This is a genomic window from Sphingomonas sp. SL1004 (genome assembly GCF_057815015.1).
The window spans coordinates 1,932,877-1,949,059 of sequence record NZ_JBYMUX010000001.1; the positions used below are offsets into that span (position 1 = coordinate 1,932,877).

Annotated in this window: 10 protein-coding genes; 4 read left to right on the top strand and 6 right to left on the bottom strand. The window is 64.4% G+C overall.

Annotation, left to right across the window (positions count from 1 at the left end):
• Positions 1-129 precede the first annotated feature (129 nt).
• The 4 genes from AC3D24_RS08710 to AC3D24_RS08725 all read left to right on the top strand — a co-directional run bounded on the left by AC3D24_RS08710 (position 130) and on the right by AC3D24_RS08725 (position 6,602).
• Positions 130-705 (top strand): RNA polymerase sigma factor, encoded by a 576-nt coding sequence (locus AC3D24_RS08710; RefSeq protein ID WP_489029850.1) that lies wholly within the window; start codon positions 130-132, stop codon positions 703-705.
• Positions 689-1,615, top strand: coding sequence for a FecR family protein (locus tag AC3D24_RS08715; protein ID WP_489029852.1), 927 nt, complete (start codon positions 689-691; stop codon positions 1,613-1,615). The genes AC3D24_RS08710 and AC3D24_RS08715 overlap by 17 nt, the downstream gene beginning before the upstream one ends.
• Before the next feature lie 94 nt (positions 1,616-1,709).
• Positions 1,710-4,502, top strand: coding sequence for a TonB-dependent siderophore receptor (locus AC3D24_RS08720; protein WP_489029854.1), 2,793 nt, complete (start codon positions 1,710-1,712; stop codon positions 4,500-4,502).
• 78 nt (positions 4,503-4,580) lie between these two features.
• Positions 4,581-6,602, top strand: coding sequence for a hypothetical protein (locus tag AC3D24_RS08725; protein WP_489029856.1), 2,022 nt, complete (start codon positions 4,581-4,583; stop codon positions 6,600-6,602).
• Here AC3D24_RS08725 and AC3D24_RS08730 read toward each other — a convergent pair.
• The 6 genes from AC3D24_RS08730 to AC3D24_RS08755 all read right to left on the bottom strand — a co-directional run bounded on the left by AC3D24_RS08730 (position 6,599) and on the right by AC3D24_RS08755 (position 16,116).
• Positions 6,599-7,270: a DUF6445 family protein gene (locus tag AC3D24_RS08730; RefSeq protein ID WP_489029857.1), complete on the bottom strand. Its 672-nt coding sequence runs from the start codon at positions 7,268-7,270 to the stop codon at positions 6,599-6,601. The genes AC3D24_RS08725 and AC3D24_RS08730 overlap by 4 nt on opposite strands.
• A complete protein-coding gene (locus tag AC3D24_RS08735) occupies positions 7,267-8,775 on the bottom strand; it encodes a tryptophan halogenase family protein (RefSeq protein WP_489029859.1) in 1,509 nt (502 codons plus the stop codon). Before AC3D24_RS08735 ends, AC3D24_RS08730 begins: the two co-directional genes overlap by 4 nt.
• A gap of 399 nt (positions 8,776-9,174) precedes the next feature.
• A complete protein-coding gene (locus AC3D24_RS08740; protein WP_489029861.1) occupies positions 9,175-11,580 on the bottom strand; it encodes an ABC transporter permease in 2,406 nt (801 codons plus the stop codon).
• A gap of 10 nt (positions 11,581-11,590) precedes the next feature.
• Positions 11,591-14,008, bottom strand: a complete 2,418-nt coding sequence (locus AC3D24_RS08745) for an ABC transporter permease (RefSeq protein WP_489029863.1) — start codon at positions 14,006-14,008, stop codon at positions 11,591-11,593.
• 114 nt (positions 14,009-14,122) lie between these two features.
• Entirely contained in the window at positions 14,123-14,803 is a 681-nt protein-coding gene (locus tag AC3D24_RS08750; protein ID WP_489029865.1) for an ABC transporter ATP-binding protein, read from the bottom strand.
• 8 nt (positions 14,804-14,811) lie between these two features.
• Entirely contained in the window at positions 14,812-16,116 is a 1,305-nt protein-coding gene (locus AC3D24_RS08755; RefSeq protein WP_489029867.1) for an efflux RND transporter periplasmic adaptor subunit, read from the bottom strand.
• Positions 16,117-16,183: the final 67 nt, after the last annotated feature.

Consider the following 16,183-nt stretch of genomic DNA (forward strand, 5'->3'; position numbering starts at 1 on the left):
AGGGCCGAGCATTCGGCGCCGATCCACAGCCGGCGCCATCGAATGATGGGAGCACAAATTTGGTTCTCGCTGGGTTAAACCGTGACGGAAATATCGGGGCCATGCATCTATGCTGTGGTCAGGAGTGAAATGAGGCACGTAACTACTGAACTCGTAAACTGGGTTGCCCGGCAGATTCTGCCGCATGAGCCCGAGTTGCGACGGTGGCTCCGGGCCGGATTTCCTGGCGTCGATGTAGATGACGTCGTTCAGGAATCCTATTGCCGGTTGGCCGCGTTGGCAGATTTCAAGCGTGTAGAGGATCCGCGTCGTTATCTGTTTCAGACAGCACGCAACGTGGTTTTGACCGAGCTACGCCGGGCTCGCGTCGTGCGTATTGAGGCCGTTGGAACCATTGCCGATCTCGAACTTGCGCTAGCTGCCGACCATCTGTCACCTGAACGTATCGTCGCAGGGCGAGGACTATTAGCGAAAGTCGAACATCTTCTAGCCACGCTTCCAGAGCGAAGCAGAACCATCTTTCGCATGCGAAAGGTCGAAGGACTGTCGCAGCGGCATATCGCAGAAGAATTGGGCGTGACTGAAATGATCGTTGAGAACGATCTGGCACGGGGATTAAAAATTATCCTTAGTGGCCTTTCAACAGATGACAGGGCAGACTTGCCATCGCGAAACGAAAGGAACCGCAATGCGCGACCATCCTGACGCTATCGACGTTGCTGCAGCGCGGTGGGTCGCGCGGCTGGATCGCGCACCAGGCGATACGAACTTGACAGGCGAGATCGACCGTTGGTGTGCAGAACATCCGCGCCACGTTGGTGCCTTGCTGCGTGCCCGTGCTGTTTGGAGTGGGTTGGACGCGGCCGATGCCCGCATAGTAGAGAGACCGTTATTCTCTCGTCGGCGCGTACTGACGGTCAGCGGGGGCTTAGCGGTTGCTGCCGCGGCCTTAGGCGTGGTCTGGCTAGAAACGCACGGCAGTATGGGCATAAAAACAGCTGTCGGCGAACGCCGTCTAGCCAAGCTTGAAGACGGATCAACCATCGTTCTCAACACCGCTAGCCGGACTCGTGTGCGAATGACGCCGGAGCAGCGGTCGGTAGCGCTTGACGATGGCGAGGCCTGGTTCGCGGTAGCACCGGATCATGCTCGACCGTTTGTGGTCTCTGCGGGCGACGTGCGGGTTCGTGCGGTTGGAACGGCCTTCGCGGTTCGCCGTTATCTGGGCCGCGCTGAGGTGACGGTAACGGAAGGGCGTGTTCGAGTCTGGTCGGTTGCTGCCCCAGAGCGCTTCGTCATGTTAAGCGCTGGCAAGCAAGCAAGCGTAGCAGATGTGTCCGGTACCGCCGAAACCGTCGTCGCAAATGCGAAGCCCGCCGAGTCATTAGCCTGGCGACAGGGTGAAATCATACTCGATGGTATGACTTTTGGCGACGCTGCAGCCGAGTTCAACCGGTACAATAGGCGACAATTATCTGTCGATACACAACTAGCCGACCGCAGGATCGTGGGTTGGTTTCGCACCGATGATCTGGACGGGTTTGCACGCGCGGCTGCGATAATGACGGGTGCGAAAATCGAGAGAGACGGCACTGATTTACGGATCGTAAAATAAATCTCGCAAATCCTGACGGAAACAGGAGCGCGACGCATCTTCTCCTGCAGACGCGCTAAAGACGCGGTAGGCCGATCGTAAGGGGAGGATTATTATGCGTTCGCAGTTCTATATGGGCCTTATGTTGACCAGCGTCGCGGTTGCCGCATCGCCAGCAGTTGCTTTTGGACAGACCCGAAACTTTGATGTCGCCGCCCAGTCGGCATCGACCGGTATCGTCGCGTTCGCACGCCAGGCGGGCATCCAGATCATTGCGCCTGAAGACGCTACGCGCGGTCGACGGATCGTCGCAATCAAGGGCAATCTTGCAGTCGCCGACGGCCTCCGCCAGATCGCTAGCGCCTCCGGTCTGAAGATCGTGTCATTCAATGGCCGCACGGCTGTGCTCGCGACTGGGGTTATGGTGGCACCCCGCTCGACAACTCAAGTATCAACCGCAGTTGCGCAGGATACAACCGCCCCAACTGCGGTGAGCGCATCTGATGAGAACGCGGACATTGTCGTCACGGGGCAAACAACCCGCAATCGAGCTCTAATAACATCGTCAGCTGATATTACGCTCGCATCGCGCGCCGATATTGACCGCAAGGCTCCGCGGTCGACCGCGGACATGCTTGAACTGATCCCCGGCATCTTCGTCGAGTCAACCGCGGGCGCCGTATCGAACAATTATTCGGTGCGCGGCCTGCAAGGTGGCGGCCAGCGCTTCATCCAGCTGGAAGAGGACGGCATGCCGATCCTGTACAGCGGCGGCGGTGCCGACTTCTTCTTCGACCAAGACCTGACGATCGATCGCCTCGAAGCGGTGAAGGGTGGCTCGTCAGGCGTATTGACCGTCAACGGTGCCGGCGCGACGATCAACTTCATTTCCAAGACGCCGAACTTCACGCGTACCGAAGCGATGGCGCGCGGCAGCTACTACAATTACGGCCAGAAGCGCGGCGAACTGTACCTGTCGTCGCCCATCACCGACAAGCTGGCGTTCAACGTCGGCGGTTATTTCCAGTCGAGCCCTGGCGTGCGCGACAACCCGTTCGACTATCGCGGCTGGCGCATCAAGGGCGCGCTGGAATATCGCCCCGAGGCCGGTGGCTATATCCGCATCTCCGCCAAGGGCGGCGATATTGAGAATGCCTTTTACGCGGATCAGCCGTACCGCTTCATTGATGGCGAGCCGAGCGGTATCCCAAGCCTCAGCACCCAGTTCGGCAATGTCGGCGGTGATGCGTTCAAGAGCATCCAAGTCCCGGTCTCGACTTTCGCGAATCCTAGCGGCTTCCGCGAATTTCGCTATCAGGATGGCATCAAGGCGAAGACTGCTCAGTTCCGCATCGACATGGAAACGCCGGTCAGCGACAGCGTCAACCTGTTCCTCCACAGTCGCTACCTGAAATACTCTTACGACTTCAACGGCCTGTTCCCCGGCTCGGGCACCGGGAACGCCGGTCTGACCAGCGCCGTCAACTATCTGACGCCCGGCGCCGGTTCGCCGATCAATGACCTGCTGACCGCGGGGCGAACGGCGTTTCCGACCGCGACGCGCTTCGGCATCCGCAACCTGCGGACCGGCACGGTGCTGGGCAGCAACCAGACCACGGACCTGAATGCGCTGAACGGCAACGGCTTCCTCCAGCGCACAACGCTCAACCACGATTACATCGACGGCAAGGATTTCGGTCTCAACGGCGGCGGCACGTGGGAATATGAGAGCGGCGGCTTCAAGAACTCGCTGACCGTCGGCGCGATGTATTACGACGTGACACGCGAGCAGGACCAGTCGGCGACGGCAAGCGTCGTCAACGACGTGCGGTCGAACAGCGACATCTACGACATCGTCGCGTTGAACGCGGCTAATGGCGTCGTCGGTACGCTGTCCGATAACGGCCTGGTTTCGTATGGCGACTGGGGCGCTGGCATCCGCACGCGCAAGGACTCCACCGTCTCGTTTTATGCCAATGACGAGCTGTCGATCGGCGACCTACATCTCGACGGCGGCATCCGCTGGGAGCGCGACTCTGCGACGTTCCTGGACGGTCAGGCAGCGGCGGTGAACCAGCCGGTGCAGCCAAACGTGCCCGGCCTCATCCGCACGGTCGGATCGACCTTCGACGGGACCTTTGCACGGACGCAGCGGACGCAGTCGAAGGCAGCGTACACCGCCGGCGCGAACTATCAGTTCACGCCGAACCTCGCGATCTACGCGCGCTATGCGAACGGTTTCCAGACCAACAACACCGATCCTATCACGACGATCGAGCTGTACGAGGCTGGTGTCCGCTATCAATACCAGCGCTTCATCAGCGGCTCGGCGACCGTTTTCCAGACCAACTTCAAAAATCAGAACTACAACTTCGCCAACCCGACCAACCCATCGCAACAGCAGAACATCAACGCCGACCTGCGCACGCGCGGCGTCGAAGTGGATGTGAACGTCCGTCCGATCACGTGGTTCTCGGTGGATTTCCAGGGCGTGTTCCAGCAACCCAAGCTGCTCAACCTCGAGATCGACGGCGTCAGCCAGGGTGCGCAGTACGAAGGCAACCGCCCCGAACGCACGCCCGCCAAGCTGTTCACGATCACGCCAGCGATCAAGCTGCCGAATGGCTTGGGCGAAGTGTACGGTCGCTACAAATATGTCGGGCGCATTTTCGCCGATGCCGGCAACGGGGTCGCGCTCCCCAGCTACGGTGTGACCAGCGCGGGGATCACGATCAACGTCAACGACCGGATCCAGGCGAACTTCAACGCCGACAACATCTTCAACGTCGTTGGCCTGACCGAGGGCAATCCGCGGCAGGGCCAGACACAGGCGGTAACCGATGGCTATTTCTATGCCCGCGGCATTGTCGGCACGACCTATGGCGGATCGGTCGCGCTAAAATTCTGATCGACCGACGATGTGAGGGTTCAAACGGGGCGGCGAGCAGGCAACTGTTCTGCCGCCCCTTTTCGCGGAGTGACAATCATGAAGACGATAGCGCGCTTGGCGATGGCGGGTGGCCTCGCACTCCTCACCTGCGCCGCGGCGCCGATCACGGCTCGACCGGAGCTTGCGTATCAGTTGACCGAAGGAAAGAACCTCAACGCCTTCGTCCGCGACAAGGCGGTGGCGGCCCATGTCCTGCTGCGCAACGGTGACGATCCGCGCATCCTGGTAGCGTTTCCCGCGGGCAACAGCGGTGTCGGCCTGTGGTTCGCGAACACCGCACGTCCCGTGACCTGGCGGCTGGACCAAGCACCGCTACCGCTGAACCGCGGGCGCCTGCACGGCATCGTCGCGGTAGCGACCGCCGATGCGGCGAGGTTGGTTCCAAAGCAGGCGGTGTTGTCCAACATCCGCTTCCTGCGCGACTATCAGGCGGTCAGTACGTTTCCTGCGGAGCTCGCCGCGACGTCGGTAATCGCCGGGGACACGATCTCGTGGCGCCGCAAGCGGCTCGACGGCGCGGCAGGCTATGAACTGACGCTGCGGGTTGTCGAGGGGCGGATCGACCAGGGCGCGATCGTTGCCGGCGCGAACGGCCAGATCCGGTTGGAGATCACGGCGCTGACCGGCGACGGACCGCTGACCCCGATCCCGGCGGCGGAGTTGCTCAATGCGACAGCGGCCGCCGATCCCGCCGCGCGCAACGCGCTTGCGTTTCTCAGCTACCGGGAGAAGTTCCTGGCGGGTTCCTGGCGCTTCGATACCTATTTCGGGCGCGACACGCTGATGTCGTTGCGGCTGCTAATGCCGGCGCTCAAACCCATCGCGATTGAGTCGGGCCTCAATGCGGTCATCGCGCGATTGTCACCCGGCGGCGAAGTCGCGCATGAAGAAGGGATCGGTGAATTTGCGATTCTCGCCAATCGCAAGGCGGGCCGCAGCGGTGACGCCGCCGAACTCGACTATGGCATGGTCGACGACGATTACATGCTCGGGCCGGTCGCCGTCGACTATCTGCTCGGGGCGGGCAAGCAGCGGGCGTCCGCCTATCTGGCCGCACCCCTCGCGAGCGAGAGCCAGCCGGGGCGCGGCGAGACGGTCGGTGCAGCGCTGGTCCGCAATCTCCGCTTCGTGCTGGCGCAGGCGAGTGCGTTCGCCGCAGCCCCATCGGCCCGCAACCTCGTCGCGATTAAGCCCGGGCGGATGACCGGCGAGTGGCGCGACAGCGAGGAGGGCCTTGGCCGCGGCATTTACGCGTATGACGTGAACGCCGCCCTAGTCCCCGCGGCGATAGAAGCGGCAGATCGCCTCGCGCAGGCCGGACTACTCGACAGATATCTGTCGGCGGGCGATCGCGCGGCGTTTGGGCAGGCCGGCACGATGGCCGAAGTCTGGCGGACAAAGGCACCCGCGCTGTTCCGCGTCGAAATTCCCGCTGCAACGGCCGCGGCGGACGTGCGGCGCTATGCAGCGACCCTCGGCGTTCCCGCAGCACCGGCGCTGGCGGCACTGGGCAAGGCCCCGGTCGTATTTCATGCGCTATCTCTGGGCGCCGATGGCGCGCCGGTTAAGATCGTCAATTCGGACGAGGGCTTTGCGCTGTTGTTCGGGCGACCGTCCTCAATCGATCTCGATACCTTTGTAGGCGGGATCATGCAGCCCTTCCCGGCGGGTCTGATGACCGACATCGGCTTGCTGGTAGCCAATCCGACGTTCGCCGATGGGGCGGCACAGGCGCGCTTTACGCCCGCGGCATATCACGGCGCAGTCGTCTGGTCGTGGCAGCAGGCGTTGCTGGCGGCGGGGCTTGAACGCCAGTTGCAGCGGACTGACCTGCCCGCGGCGACCCGGACGCGGCTCAGGACGGCACAGGCGGCGTTGTGGCGCGCGATAGCGGCAGGCAGGACGATCCGCGGATCGGAACTCTGGTCTTGGGCGTACAAGGACGGCGGCTACCGCATCGTCGCATTCGGCGCGGGCAAGGCCGATGTCGACGAATCGAACGCGGCGCAATTATGGAGCACGGTCTATCTGGCCGTGCAGCCGCCCGGAACTCGCTAACCGGCGAAGAAGCCAGTGATCGTCAGGCGTCCGGTTTGCGGGTCGGACGCCAGCGACACGCCGTCCGCGATCTCACCCGAATGCAGCAGGCTGCTGCGATACAGCAGCGCCCGATTGTATACGCCGTCGATGCGCGCGATCCGTTCGAACATCGGCGTGTCACCGGCGATATAGGACTCGGGTGCGCCGTGCTTCACCAGATCCCGGTTAAGCGCGGCGAAATAAGGATCGCGGCGACTGGCGTCGATCGTCTCGAACCCGGTCGAACGATGCCGGTAGAACGCGGTACCGCCGGTTTCGTCGGGCACGAGATAATGGATCAGCGCCAGCCGTCCAGGCTCCACCGCATCAACGTGCGGCAGGCGTTGCTCGATCGACAGCGCGGACGGCGCCGTCGTCACGATTGAGAAGCGCGCCTCCAACAGCGACAGCCCGGCCGACATCCCAAAAACCTGCTTCGCGATCGTCGCGATGAGCGCCCCTTGATCGCGCATATAGCTATCGGGAAGCGACGCGGCGATGCCGGGGTAATGTCGTCCTGCCGAGCCATAATCCTGCGTCGCGGCAAAAACTCGCAGCGCGTGGGGATCGGGGACAAAGTGGTCGATGACGACCACCGGCTCCCCTTCCGTACCGATACGGCGCGCCCGCACGTCGGGCGTCGTCATCTCGCGGCGACCTGCGGGGCAACGAGCGCTGCGATGGCCGCGTCATGCAAGGGCAGCGTGGGCGTCGCGCGCGCGATGACCGTCTCGATCTGGTTGAGCTGGCGGCGGTTTGTCGCCGCGTCGAGGGTATCGGCCAACGGCGCATGGCGCAAGGCGCCCACCCCCTGCCCCTCCAGCACGGCGAGCCAGCTTGCCTCGCGGAACAGTTCGTCGGCACTCAACATCAGACGTCCGGCGCGCGTATATTGCGCCATCTTGTCGACCAGCGTGGCAGGCGGCGTCATATGACGCGTGTGTTGCCAGAGCGGCGCGTCATGGCCCTGCGTGGCGTGATAGTGCAGGATCAGAAAGTCGCGGATGCCGTCCATGTCGCGCGCGAACAGCGTGTTGAACTGACGCGCCAGCGCGGGGTCGCAATCGGCATCCGGGAACAGCGTGATGAGCTTGGCGATGCCGCTCTGGATCAGGTGGATACTGGTCGATTCGAGCGGCTCGAGGAACCCCGATGCCAGCCCGATCGCGACAACATTGCCGCGCCATGCCTCGCGCCGGAACCCCGCGGTAAAGCGCAGCATCCGTGGATCTGCCAGCGCTTCGCCGTCTAGGTTCGAGAGCAGGGTCGCCACCGCCTCGTCGTCCGACACGAAACTGCTTGCATAGACATAGCCGTTGCCAGTGCGGTGCTGAAGCGGGATCCGCCACTGCCAGCCGGCGGGGCGCAGCGTCGATCGCGTGAACGGCGTAGTCGCCGCGATGCGCGCGCATGGCACGGCGATTGCGCGATCGCAGGGCAGCCAATGCGACCAGTCCTCGAACTGCGCGCCCATCGTCTCGCCGATAAGCAGGGCACGAAAGCCTGAGCAGTCGATGAAGAGATCGCCCTCCAATCGCTCACCCCGGTCGCTCGTCAAAGCGGTCACGAAGCCCGTGTCGGGATCACGCTTGATGTCGCGCAACAGGCCCTCGTGTCGGACGACACCGCGTTTTTCGGCAAGTTGGCGCAGGTGGCGGGCGTATAGGCTGGCGTCAAAATGATAGGCATAGCCGAGCGTCGACAGGATCGACCGCGGGTCGTCCACGGGCTTCGCGAAGCGGCCGGCAGCGGCAAGCTGCGCGGCGAGTGAATAGGCCGATAGCGGCCGATCGAGCCCATCCGCCCTGGCCCGAAGCCAGTGCTGATGGAACGGCACTGGTCCAAGATCGACGCCGTAGCGGCCGAACGGGTGGAAATACCGCGCGCCGGGTCGCGCCCAATCGACGAATTCGATGCCGAGCTTGAAACTCGCTTTCGTCGCCGCGACGAACGCTGCTTCGTCCAGTCCGATCAACTGGTTGAACCAGTGGATCGTCGGGATAGTCGCTTCGCCGACACCAACGGTGCCGATCGCGTCAGATTCGAGAATGCTGACCTTGACCAGGTCGCCGAACGTGGCGCTCATGGCCGCGGCGGTCATCCACCCCGCGGTTCCTCCGCCAAGGATTACAAGACGTTGCACGCGCTTCATGCCACGCAGTCCTGCGCAATTTCTCATGGATAGCAAGCTGCTTCCTTACCCATGCCGGCGCGACGGTCAGCGACGATAGGTACGCAGTGGCCTGCAGTCCCGGTTGGCCAGCGGCGTTCTGCCGGCGCGTGATCGATCAAACTAGCCCGCGTAAACTAAGCCGTGCGCAAGCTCCGTAGCGAGGCAGCCGGTCGGACACGTTAAGACCCACAAGCCGACATTCAAGGTGCCCTACCGCCTTCGCAACTTAAGACATTCATCTTCACGCTGGGTGAGCTTGACTCTTTCGACCTGCACCTCGTCCAGTCGCTCTACCTGCATCAGACCGTTGGCGTCACGGTGGTTGGCTAATTGGGCATGCCATTGCGCACCGGCATCAAACCCGCCTGCCTTAGCCTCCTAGAACTGGCGCAGAGCGTGCGCGGGTTCGTCTCGTGCGACGCGCCATACCTGGCTGGCAACCGTCGCCGCGGCGATGACGAGCGCTAGCACGCTGGCGGCGGCGAAGTAGACGGGCGACAGGACAATACGGTCGTCGAATCCGTCCAGCCAGTGCGACATCGCGAACCACGCGATCGGCCACGCGATTACGTTCGCAAGGAGGACCGGCTTAAGGAACTGGACCAGCAGCAGCCGCATCACATCGCTCGTCGAGGCCCCCAGCACCTTGCGGATACCGATCTCTTTGACCCGCCGCATTGTATCGAACGCGGCCAGACCATAGAGCCCTAGGCACCCGATCGCGACCGCCATCACTGCGCTGGTCGAAAACAGCCGCGACCGCTGGACGTCCTGGCGATAATAGGACTCGTACAGTTTCTGGTCGACTGTCGTGGCTGCCGGCGGAACCGCGGGCGCGATGCCGCGCCATGCCGTTTCCAGAGGTTCCAGAACGACTGCGGGATCGAGCGAGGTACGGATCACCACAATGGCGCCGTAACCACCGCCGGGCCGATAGCTGTAGGCGAAGGCCTCGACTGGTTCGCGCGGCGTACCGAAGCGCATGTCGGCAATCACACCGACGATCCTCACCGTGCCGTCGTCGAGCAAAACGATCTGGCCGATCGCTTCGTCGGCTCGTGCGAACCCCAAGCGTCGAGCAGCAGTACGATTGAGCATGATGTTCGCCACTCTTCCCGCCAGGGCCTTGCGCCCGGTGCCGCCGTTGCCGATGTCCAGCGCAAAACGATCCGGATCAAAGACTCGACCTGCCAGCAGCCGAGCTCGGTAGGTGTCGAAGAAATGCTCGCCGACCGTAGCCTGGACGATCATAGGCGGCTCGCCTGTCGCGCCGGGGCGTTTCATTTTGGCGATCGCGAACGTACCCCCTCCTGGCACGACGCCGCTCGTCGTGATGCCTGCAACCCCGCGGGTCTTGCCCATCGCATCGACCAGCCTGGAACGTTGACCCGGATCGAGCGCGGGATCGCCGTAACCGCTCATCATGATCAGGCCGTCACGCCCGAAGCCGATATCCGCCTGTTGGACATGTCGGGTCTGGGCAAACAGCACCGCCGTGCCGATCATCAGCGCGACGGCGATGCCGAACTGCGTGACCACCAGCGCCTTGCGCAGTCGTGCGCCCGCGCGATCACCGCCGGGAGTCCGCGCTGCGGCAAGCACGCCAGCGGGCAGGAACCGGGATATCACGAAGGCCGGGTAGAACCCTGCCAGCAATGTCACCAGCACGGTCATCGCCACGAGCGGCGGCAGGATCGACCCCGCCCCCCAATAGGCGATCGAAAGATCAGTGCCGCCGATCGCGTTCACGAGCGGAAGCGCGATCTCGGCAAGCGCCAGCCCGATCAACGCGGCCAGCGTCACGGCGGCGAGTGCCTCGCCGAGCAATTGCCCGATCAGCATGCGTCGGGTCGCACCCACGACCTTGCGCATCGCGATTTCCCGCGCGCTGAGGCCTGCGCGCGCGGTAGCGAGATTGACGTAATTGACCACCGCCAGCAACAGCGCGACGATCCCCACTCCGCCCAGCACGACAACGACGGTGCCGACTCCTTGGCCGGCAAGGTGGCGCCCGGAGAGCGGCACGATGCCTTCCTTCAGGAATTGACGCGCTTCGGGATTGAAACCGGGATCGGGATGATGTCGCATGAATGCACCGATCCGGTCCGCCGTCGCCGCGTCGGGGAGGGCCAGAAACGTCACGACACCATTGCTGGTAGATCGGGAATCGTCGGCGAGTTCGGCCGGGATCGCCGCGAACAGGGCACTGGCGTACGTCTGGTTCTTCGGCAGGTCGGCGATCACCGCCCCGACCCGGTAGGTCCGAGCCTTCCCGTCGATCGCGACCGTGAGAGTCCGTCCGAGAGCGCTTGTCCTGCCGAAATACGCCTCCGCGACGCTCTGGGTGACGACAATCCCATCCGGGCGGGCGAGCGTGCTCGCGGTATCGCCCTCGACGACGGGAAACGGAAAGATCCGAAAGTAATCGCGGTCGACCAAGGCCAGTTTGCGCGTGGTGCTCGTGTTCCCGGTCAGCACCGTCGCGGTGTCGTAGGGCGTCATCCGCGCCGCGACGAGATCGGGGAATGCCGCGGTCAATTGACCGGAGAGTGTGGGCGAGGACGGGATCTGCACCTCGGGGTTGCCGGGGAACTGGATCGTACGCTCGATCGTCCAGACCCGTTCCCATCCCGGCAGCACGCGGTCGTAGTTGGTTTCGAACCGGACGAACAGCATCAGCACCAGGAACACCGCGATGCCGAGCGCGAGCCCGCCGATGTTAAGGATGGCGTACAGCCGATGCCGGGTAAGCGAACGGTACAACGTCAGGAAGGCTGATAACATCTAACGGCCCCTATTCGTGACGTAGCGCGTGCGCGGGCTCGGCGCGGGCGACACGCCATGCCTGCCCGAAGACGGTGCCACTCGCGATCAGCACCCCGGCAAGCGAGGCACCGACGAAGAACAGCGGCGACAGCGCGATCCGGTCGTCGAACCCGCCTAGCCAGCGCTGCATCGTGACATAGGCGAGCGGCCACGCGACGAGGTTGGCGAGGATCACGGGTCGCAGGAACTGCCCGATCAACAGCCGCAGCACCTCGGCGGTCGAGGCGCCGAGCGTCTTGCGGATGCCGATCTCCTTCACGCGCCGTGCGGTGTCGAACGCCGCCAGGCCGTAGAGCCCGATGCAACCGATCAGGATCGCCAGCACCGCACCGATCGTGAACAATCGCGAGCGTTGCGCATCCGCCTTGTAGTAGCGCTGGTACAGATTGTCCTCGACCGAGCGCGCTTCGAAGGGAACGCCCGGCACGACGCGCTTCCATGCCGCCTCGAGTGCCGTCATCATCGTCTTCGCATCGCGGCCGGCATAGCGCACCGCCGCGAACGGCGAGAGGATGTCGACGGTGTTGTAGGTGTAGGCGACCGGCGTAACGGCATCGCGCGGGCTCCTGAAGCGCAGGTCGTCGACCACGCCGATGATCGTCGCGTCCCGCTCGCCATCGTTGATCGCATGCCCCAATGCCGCCGTCGGCGACGCGAAGCCCAGCGCGGTCACCGCCGTCCGGTTGATCACCACGTTGGGCCCTGCCCGCTTGCGTTCGGCGAGCGTCAACAGGCCGCGGTCGTCGGCATGTGCGGCGTCGAACAGGCGCCCCGCGACGAGCCGCGCACCGTACACGCGAAAATACTCTCGGCCGGTGCCGACATCCATCAACGATATCTTGCTGCCGGACGCTCCTGCGCGACTATATCCCGAGAAATTGGTCGTGCTCTGGTCGCCCGGCGCGTTGTTGGCGACCGTCACGCCGGTGACGCCCGGTGCCCCCGCGAGGCTGCGCAGAATCGCCGCGCGCTGTGGTGAATCGATCCCGCCGGTCATCAGCGAGCGGACGATCATCAAGCCGTCGCGACGAAACCCGAGATCGGCGTCACGAATATGCTGGGTCTGGCTGAGCATGACCCCGGTGGCGATGGCAAACGCGATCGCGATCGCGAACTGCACGACCACCAGCGCGCTCCGCAGCCGGGTCCCGCTGCGCCCACCACCAGGTGCCCGCGTCGAGGCGAGCACCGCGGCGGGGCGAAACCCCGAAAGTACGAACGCGGGATACAGCCCCGCGATTAGTGCGATGCTCAGGACCAGCAGGACCAGCGGCAGGATGACGCCGTCCCATCCGACATAGCGAATCGCCAGCGTCGTTCCGCCAAGCGCGTTGATGAACGGCAGCGCGATCTCGGCAAGCGCAAGGCCGATCAACGCCGCCACCGCGACGGTCGCCAGCGCCTCGCCCAGAAACTGACGCACGAGCGACCGCCGCGTGCCGCCCAGCACCTTGCGCATCGCCACCTCGCGCGCACGCAACCCGGCGCGGGCGGTGGCCAGATTGACGTAGTTCACGATCGCGATCAGCAGCGTCAGCAGCCCAACCGCACCCAAGGTCGTGACGATCGCGCGATCGCCCGGACTATACAGATGCATCGCGGTTAGCGGTCGCAGCGACTGGAAATACTCGCCTTTCTTGAGATTCCCCCCGGCATAGGCATGGCGGTCGAGAAAGGCCGGCAACTGCGCCTCGAACGCCTGCGCGGCGGCGGCATCGGGGAATCGCAGGAACGTGGTCAACGACGCGCTGCCCCAGTGCTCCCACCATTCGTTGCCGAAGCGCGTCCGCGACAGTTGCGCGAACATCTCGCTCTTGAACGTGACGTCGTCGGGCATATCGCGCAGCACCGCCCCGACCTTGTAGGAATAGATCGTCCCATCGATCGACAGTTGCAGCGTCCGGCCGATCGCCGACTGGCTCCCGAAATATTTCCGGGCGGTCTTCTGCGTGACCACTAGGCCGTTCGGATCGGCGAGCGTTGCCGCTGGATTCCCCTCGACCGCGGGAAAGCGCATAAGATCGAAAAAATTCGGGTCGACCGTGCCCAAATCCTCGGCCGTCGCCTGCCCGCCCTGCTGCACCGTCGCCGCCATGTTCATGTAGCGCGTGCCGACCAGCTGCGGGTAATCCGCCTGCAGGATCTTGAGTTCGCTGCCCATCGTGTTCGGATTGGTGTCCGCCGGATAGCCCGGCATCACATAGCGCTCCTCCATCACCCACAACCGGTCTTGCTGCGGCAGCACGCGGTCATACCCGGTCTCGAACCGAACGAAGAGGAACAGGACGAGGAACGTCGCAATCCCGAGCGCGAGTCCGCCAATGTTGAGGAGCGCGAACAACCGGTGATGAGCGAGCGACCGATAGAGGCTGGTGAGTGCAGACATGGCGGTTCCTTCAGGCGTCGCTAACGGGCTTGGGACCGGACTTGGTCGCCGCGAGATGGCGGACGAGGACCACCACAAGCAGCATCAGCACGAGCATCTGGAGCGAGCGGCGCATCAGGCGGCACGCCGTGCCGACGCCAGGATGCGGCCATCGAGCATGTGCACCGTCCGCTTGGCGATATCGGCGTGCGACGAGCTGTGCGTGACCATCACGATCGTCGCGCCTTCGGCGTTCAGCTGGCCGAGGATGTCCATAACCTGCGCACCATTTTCGGTATCGAGGTTGCCGGTCGGCTCGTCCGCAAGGATCAGCCGTGGTTCGCCGACGATCGCGCGGGCGATCGCAGCGCGCTGTTGCTGGCCGCCCGACAATTGGTGCGGGTGGTGACGCTGGCGGTGCGCGATGCCGACGCGGTCCATCGCTGCCGCCACGCGGTCCTTCTTCTCGCGCGCGGGCATCGTCCGATAGGCGAGCCCCAGCGCGACGTTCTCGGCGATCGTCAGCTCATCGATCAGGTTGAAGCTCTGGAACACGAAGCCCAGCCGATCGCGCCGCAGTTTGGCGAGTTCGGCTTCCGGCGCGCGTGCGATATCCGCGCCTTCGAACAGATACCGACCGTCCGTAGGGCGGTCGATCGTGCCGATGATGTTGAGCAAGGTCGATTTGCCGCACCCCGACGGCCCCATGATCGCGAGGAATTCCCCCGCCTCGACGAGCAGGTCGATACCGCCGAGCGCGGTCGTCTCGATCTCGTCCGAAGCATAGGTGCGGCTGAGGTCCTGTAACTGGATCATATCGAATCCTATCGGATGAGGAGGGTCTGAAAGGGGGTGTAGGTGCCGAGCGCGGTGGTCACGATCCGCTCGCCGGGCGCCAGGCCCGAGACGATCTCGACCTGGCCGGGATTGCGCCGACCGGTGACGATCGCCCGCCTGACGGCCTTCTTGTCGCCGTCGAGAACGAGCGCGGTGGTGCCGCCCGCATCGAGCCAGCCGCCCGAGGGAGCGACCACCGCAGGCCGGTCCGCGCCGAGCACGAGGCGGACGTCGAGCGTCTGGCCGCGGTTCAGTCCCGTGGGCGCTGCACCCCGAAAACCGAGTTCGACGCGAAACCGGCCTTCGGTCACCTGCGGCAGGATTTTGATGACCGACATCGCATGGCTTCCACCGTCGATATCGGCCGCCGCGCCGAGCCCGACCCGGACGCGCCCGAGGTAGAATTGATCGACATCCGCGGTCAGCTTCCACTGGCCCTCGGAGTCGATCTGCCCGACCGGGTCGCCGCTTTTGAGCGTCTGGCCAGGTTGCAGCGTGAAGGCGGTCAGCCGTCCCGCGACCGGCGCGCGCAGCACCAGCGCGGACAGGCTCGCGCGGACCATCGCCAGGCTCTCGCGCAACTGCCGCGCGGTCGCGGCGATACCCGAGGACTGGTCGGCCAGCGTCGCGCCCGCTTCCGCGGTCCCGCGATCGAGCGCCGAAACGCGTGCCTGCTGATAGCCGACGTCCTCGCGCACCGGATCGATCGCAGCGCGCGTGATGATCCCCCGGTCGAACAGCACCTGCTTCTGCGCCAGCAACGTACGCGCCTTGGACAGCGCATTGCGTGCCTCCGCCAGATCGCGCGCGCCGTCCTGCCGCGTGTTCTGGACCGACAGCCGCTGGCCGCTGATCGCGCTCAATTGCCCGACGATATCGGCCGAGCGGCTGGCGACGTCGAGTTCGAGCGAAGGATTGGACAGCCGAGCGAGCGGCGTGCCGGCGGCGACCATGGCGCCGTCGCTCGCCGCGAGTTCGGCGACCTGCCCGCCCGAGATCGCGGTCACGAACACGGTGCGCAACGGCGCCACCTCGGCACGCAGCGGCACGAAATCGCGGAACGGCGCGCGTACGACGTTACCGGTACGGACTGCGGCGGCATCGACGGTCAGCGCATTGGCGCCGGGCATCAGCAACCACAGCACCGCCACCGCAGCCACCACCGTGAGCGCAAGCGCCCCGCGCAAGATCCGCTTGCGCCGCTTGGCGTGCGGACGTTCGATACGCCGGTCCATGGCGGCGCCAGTTCCGGGCAGGGTCGTCTCGATCATGCGGACAGTGTACCGGACCAAACGCGACGATCCTAAGCCACTGTTAATAAACAGCTTTCTTGGAGCATCCAGCCAAGCGATCACCGCT

What these genes read in the sequence shown, in the direction of transcription:
- AC3D24_RS08710 (WP_489029850.1), top strand. Translation starts at nt 130, where the DNA reads ATGAGGCACGTAACTACTGAACTCGTAAACTGGGTTGCCCGGCAGATT.
- AC3D24_RS08715 (WP_489029852.1), top strand. Translation starts at nt 689, where the DNA reads ATGCGCGACCATCCTGACGCTATCGACGTTGCTGCAGCGCGGTGGGTC.
- AC3D24_RS08720 (WP_489029854.1), top strand. Translation starts at nt 1,710, where the DNA reads ATGCGTTCGCAGTTCTATATGGGCCTTATGTTGACCAGCGTCGCGGTT.
- AC3D24_RS08725 (WP_489029856.1), top strand. Translation starts at nt 4,581, where the DNA reads ATGAAGACGATAGCGCGCTTGGCGATGGCGGGTGGCCTCGCACTCCTC.
- AC3D24_RS08730 (WP_489029857.1), bottom strand. Translation starts at nt 7,270, where the DNA reads ATGACGACGCCCGACGTGCGGGCGCGCCGTATCGGTACGGAAGGGGAG.
- AC3D24_RS08735 (WP_489029859.1), bottom strand. Translation starts at nt 8,775, where the DNA reads ATGAAGCGCGTGCAACGTCTTGTAATCCTTGGCGGAGGAACCGCGGGG.
- AC3D24_RS08740 (WP_489029861.1), bottom strand. Translation starts at nt 11,580, where the DNA reads ATGTTATCAGCCTTCCTGACGTTGTACCGTTCGCTTACCCGGCATCGG.
- AC3D24_RS08745 (WP_489029863.1), bottom strand. Translation starts at nt 14,008, where the DNA reads ATGTCTGCACTCACCAGCCTCTATCGGTCGCTCGCTCATCACCGGTTG.
- AC3D24_RS08750 (WP_489029865.1), bottom strand. Translation starts at nt 14,803, where the DNA reads ATGATCCAGTTACAGGACCTCAGCCGCACCTATGCTTCGGACGAGATC.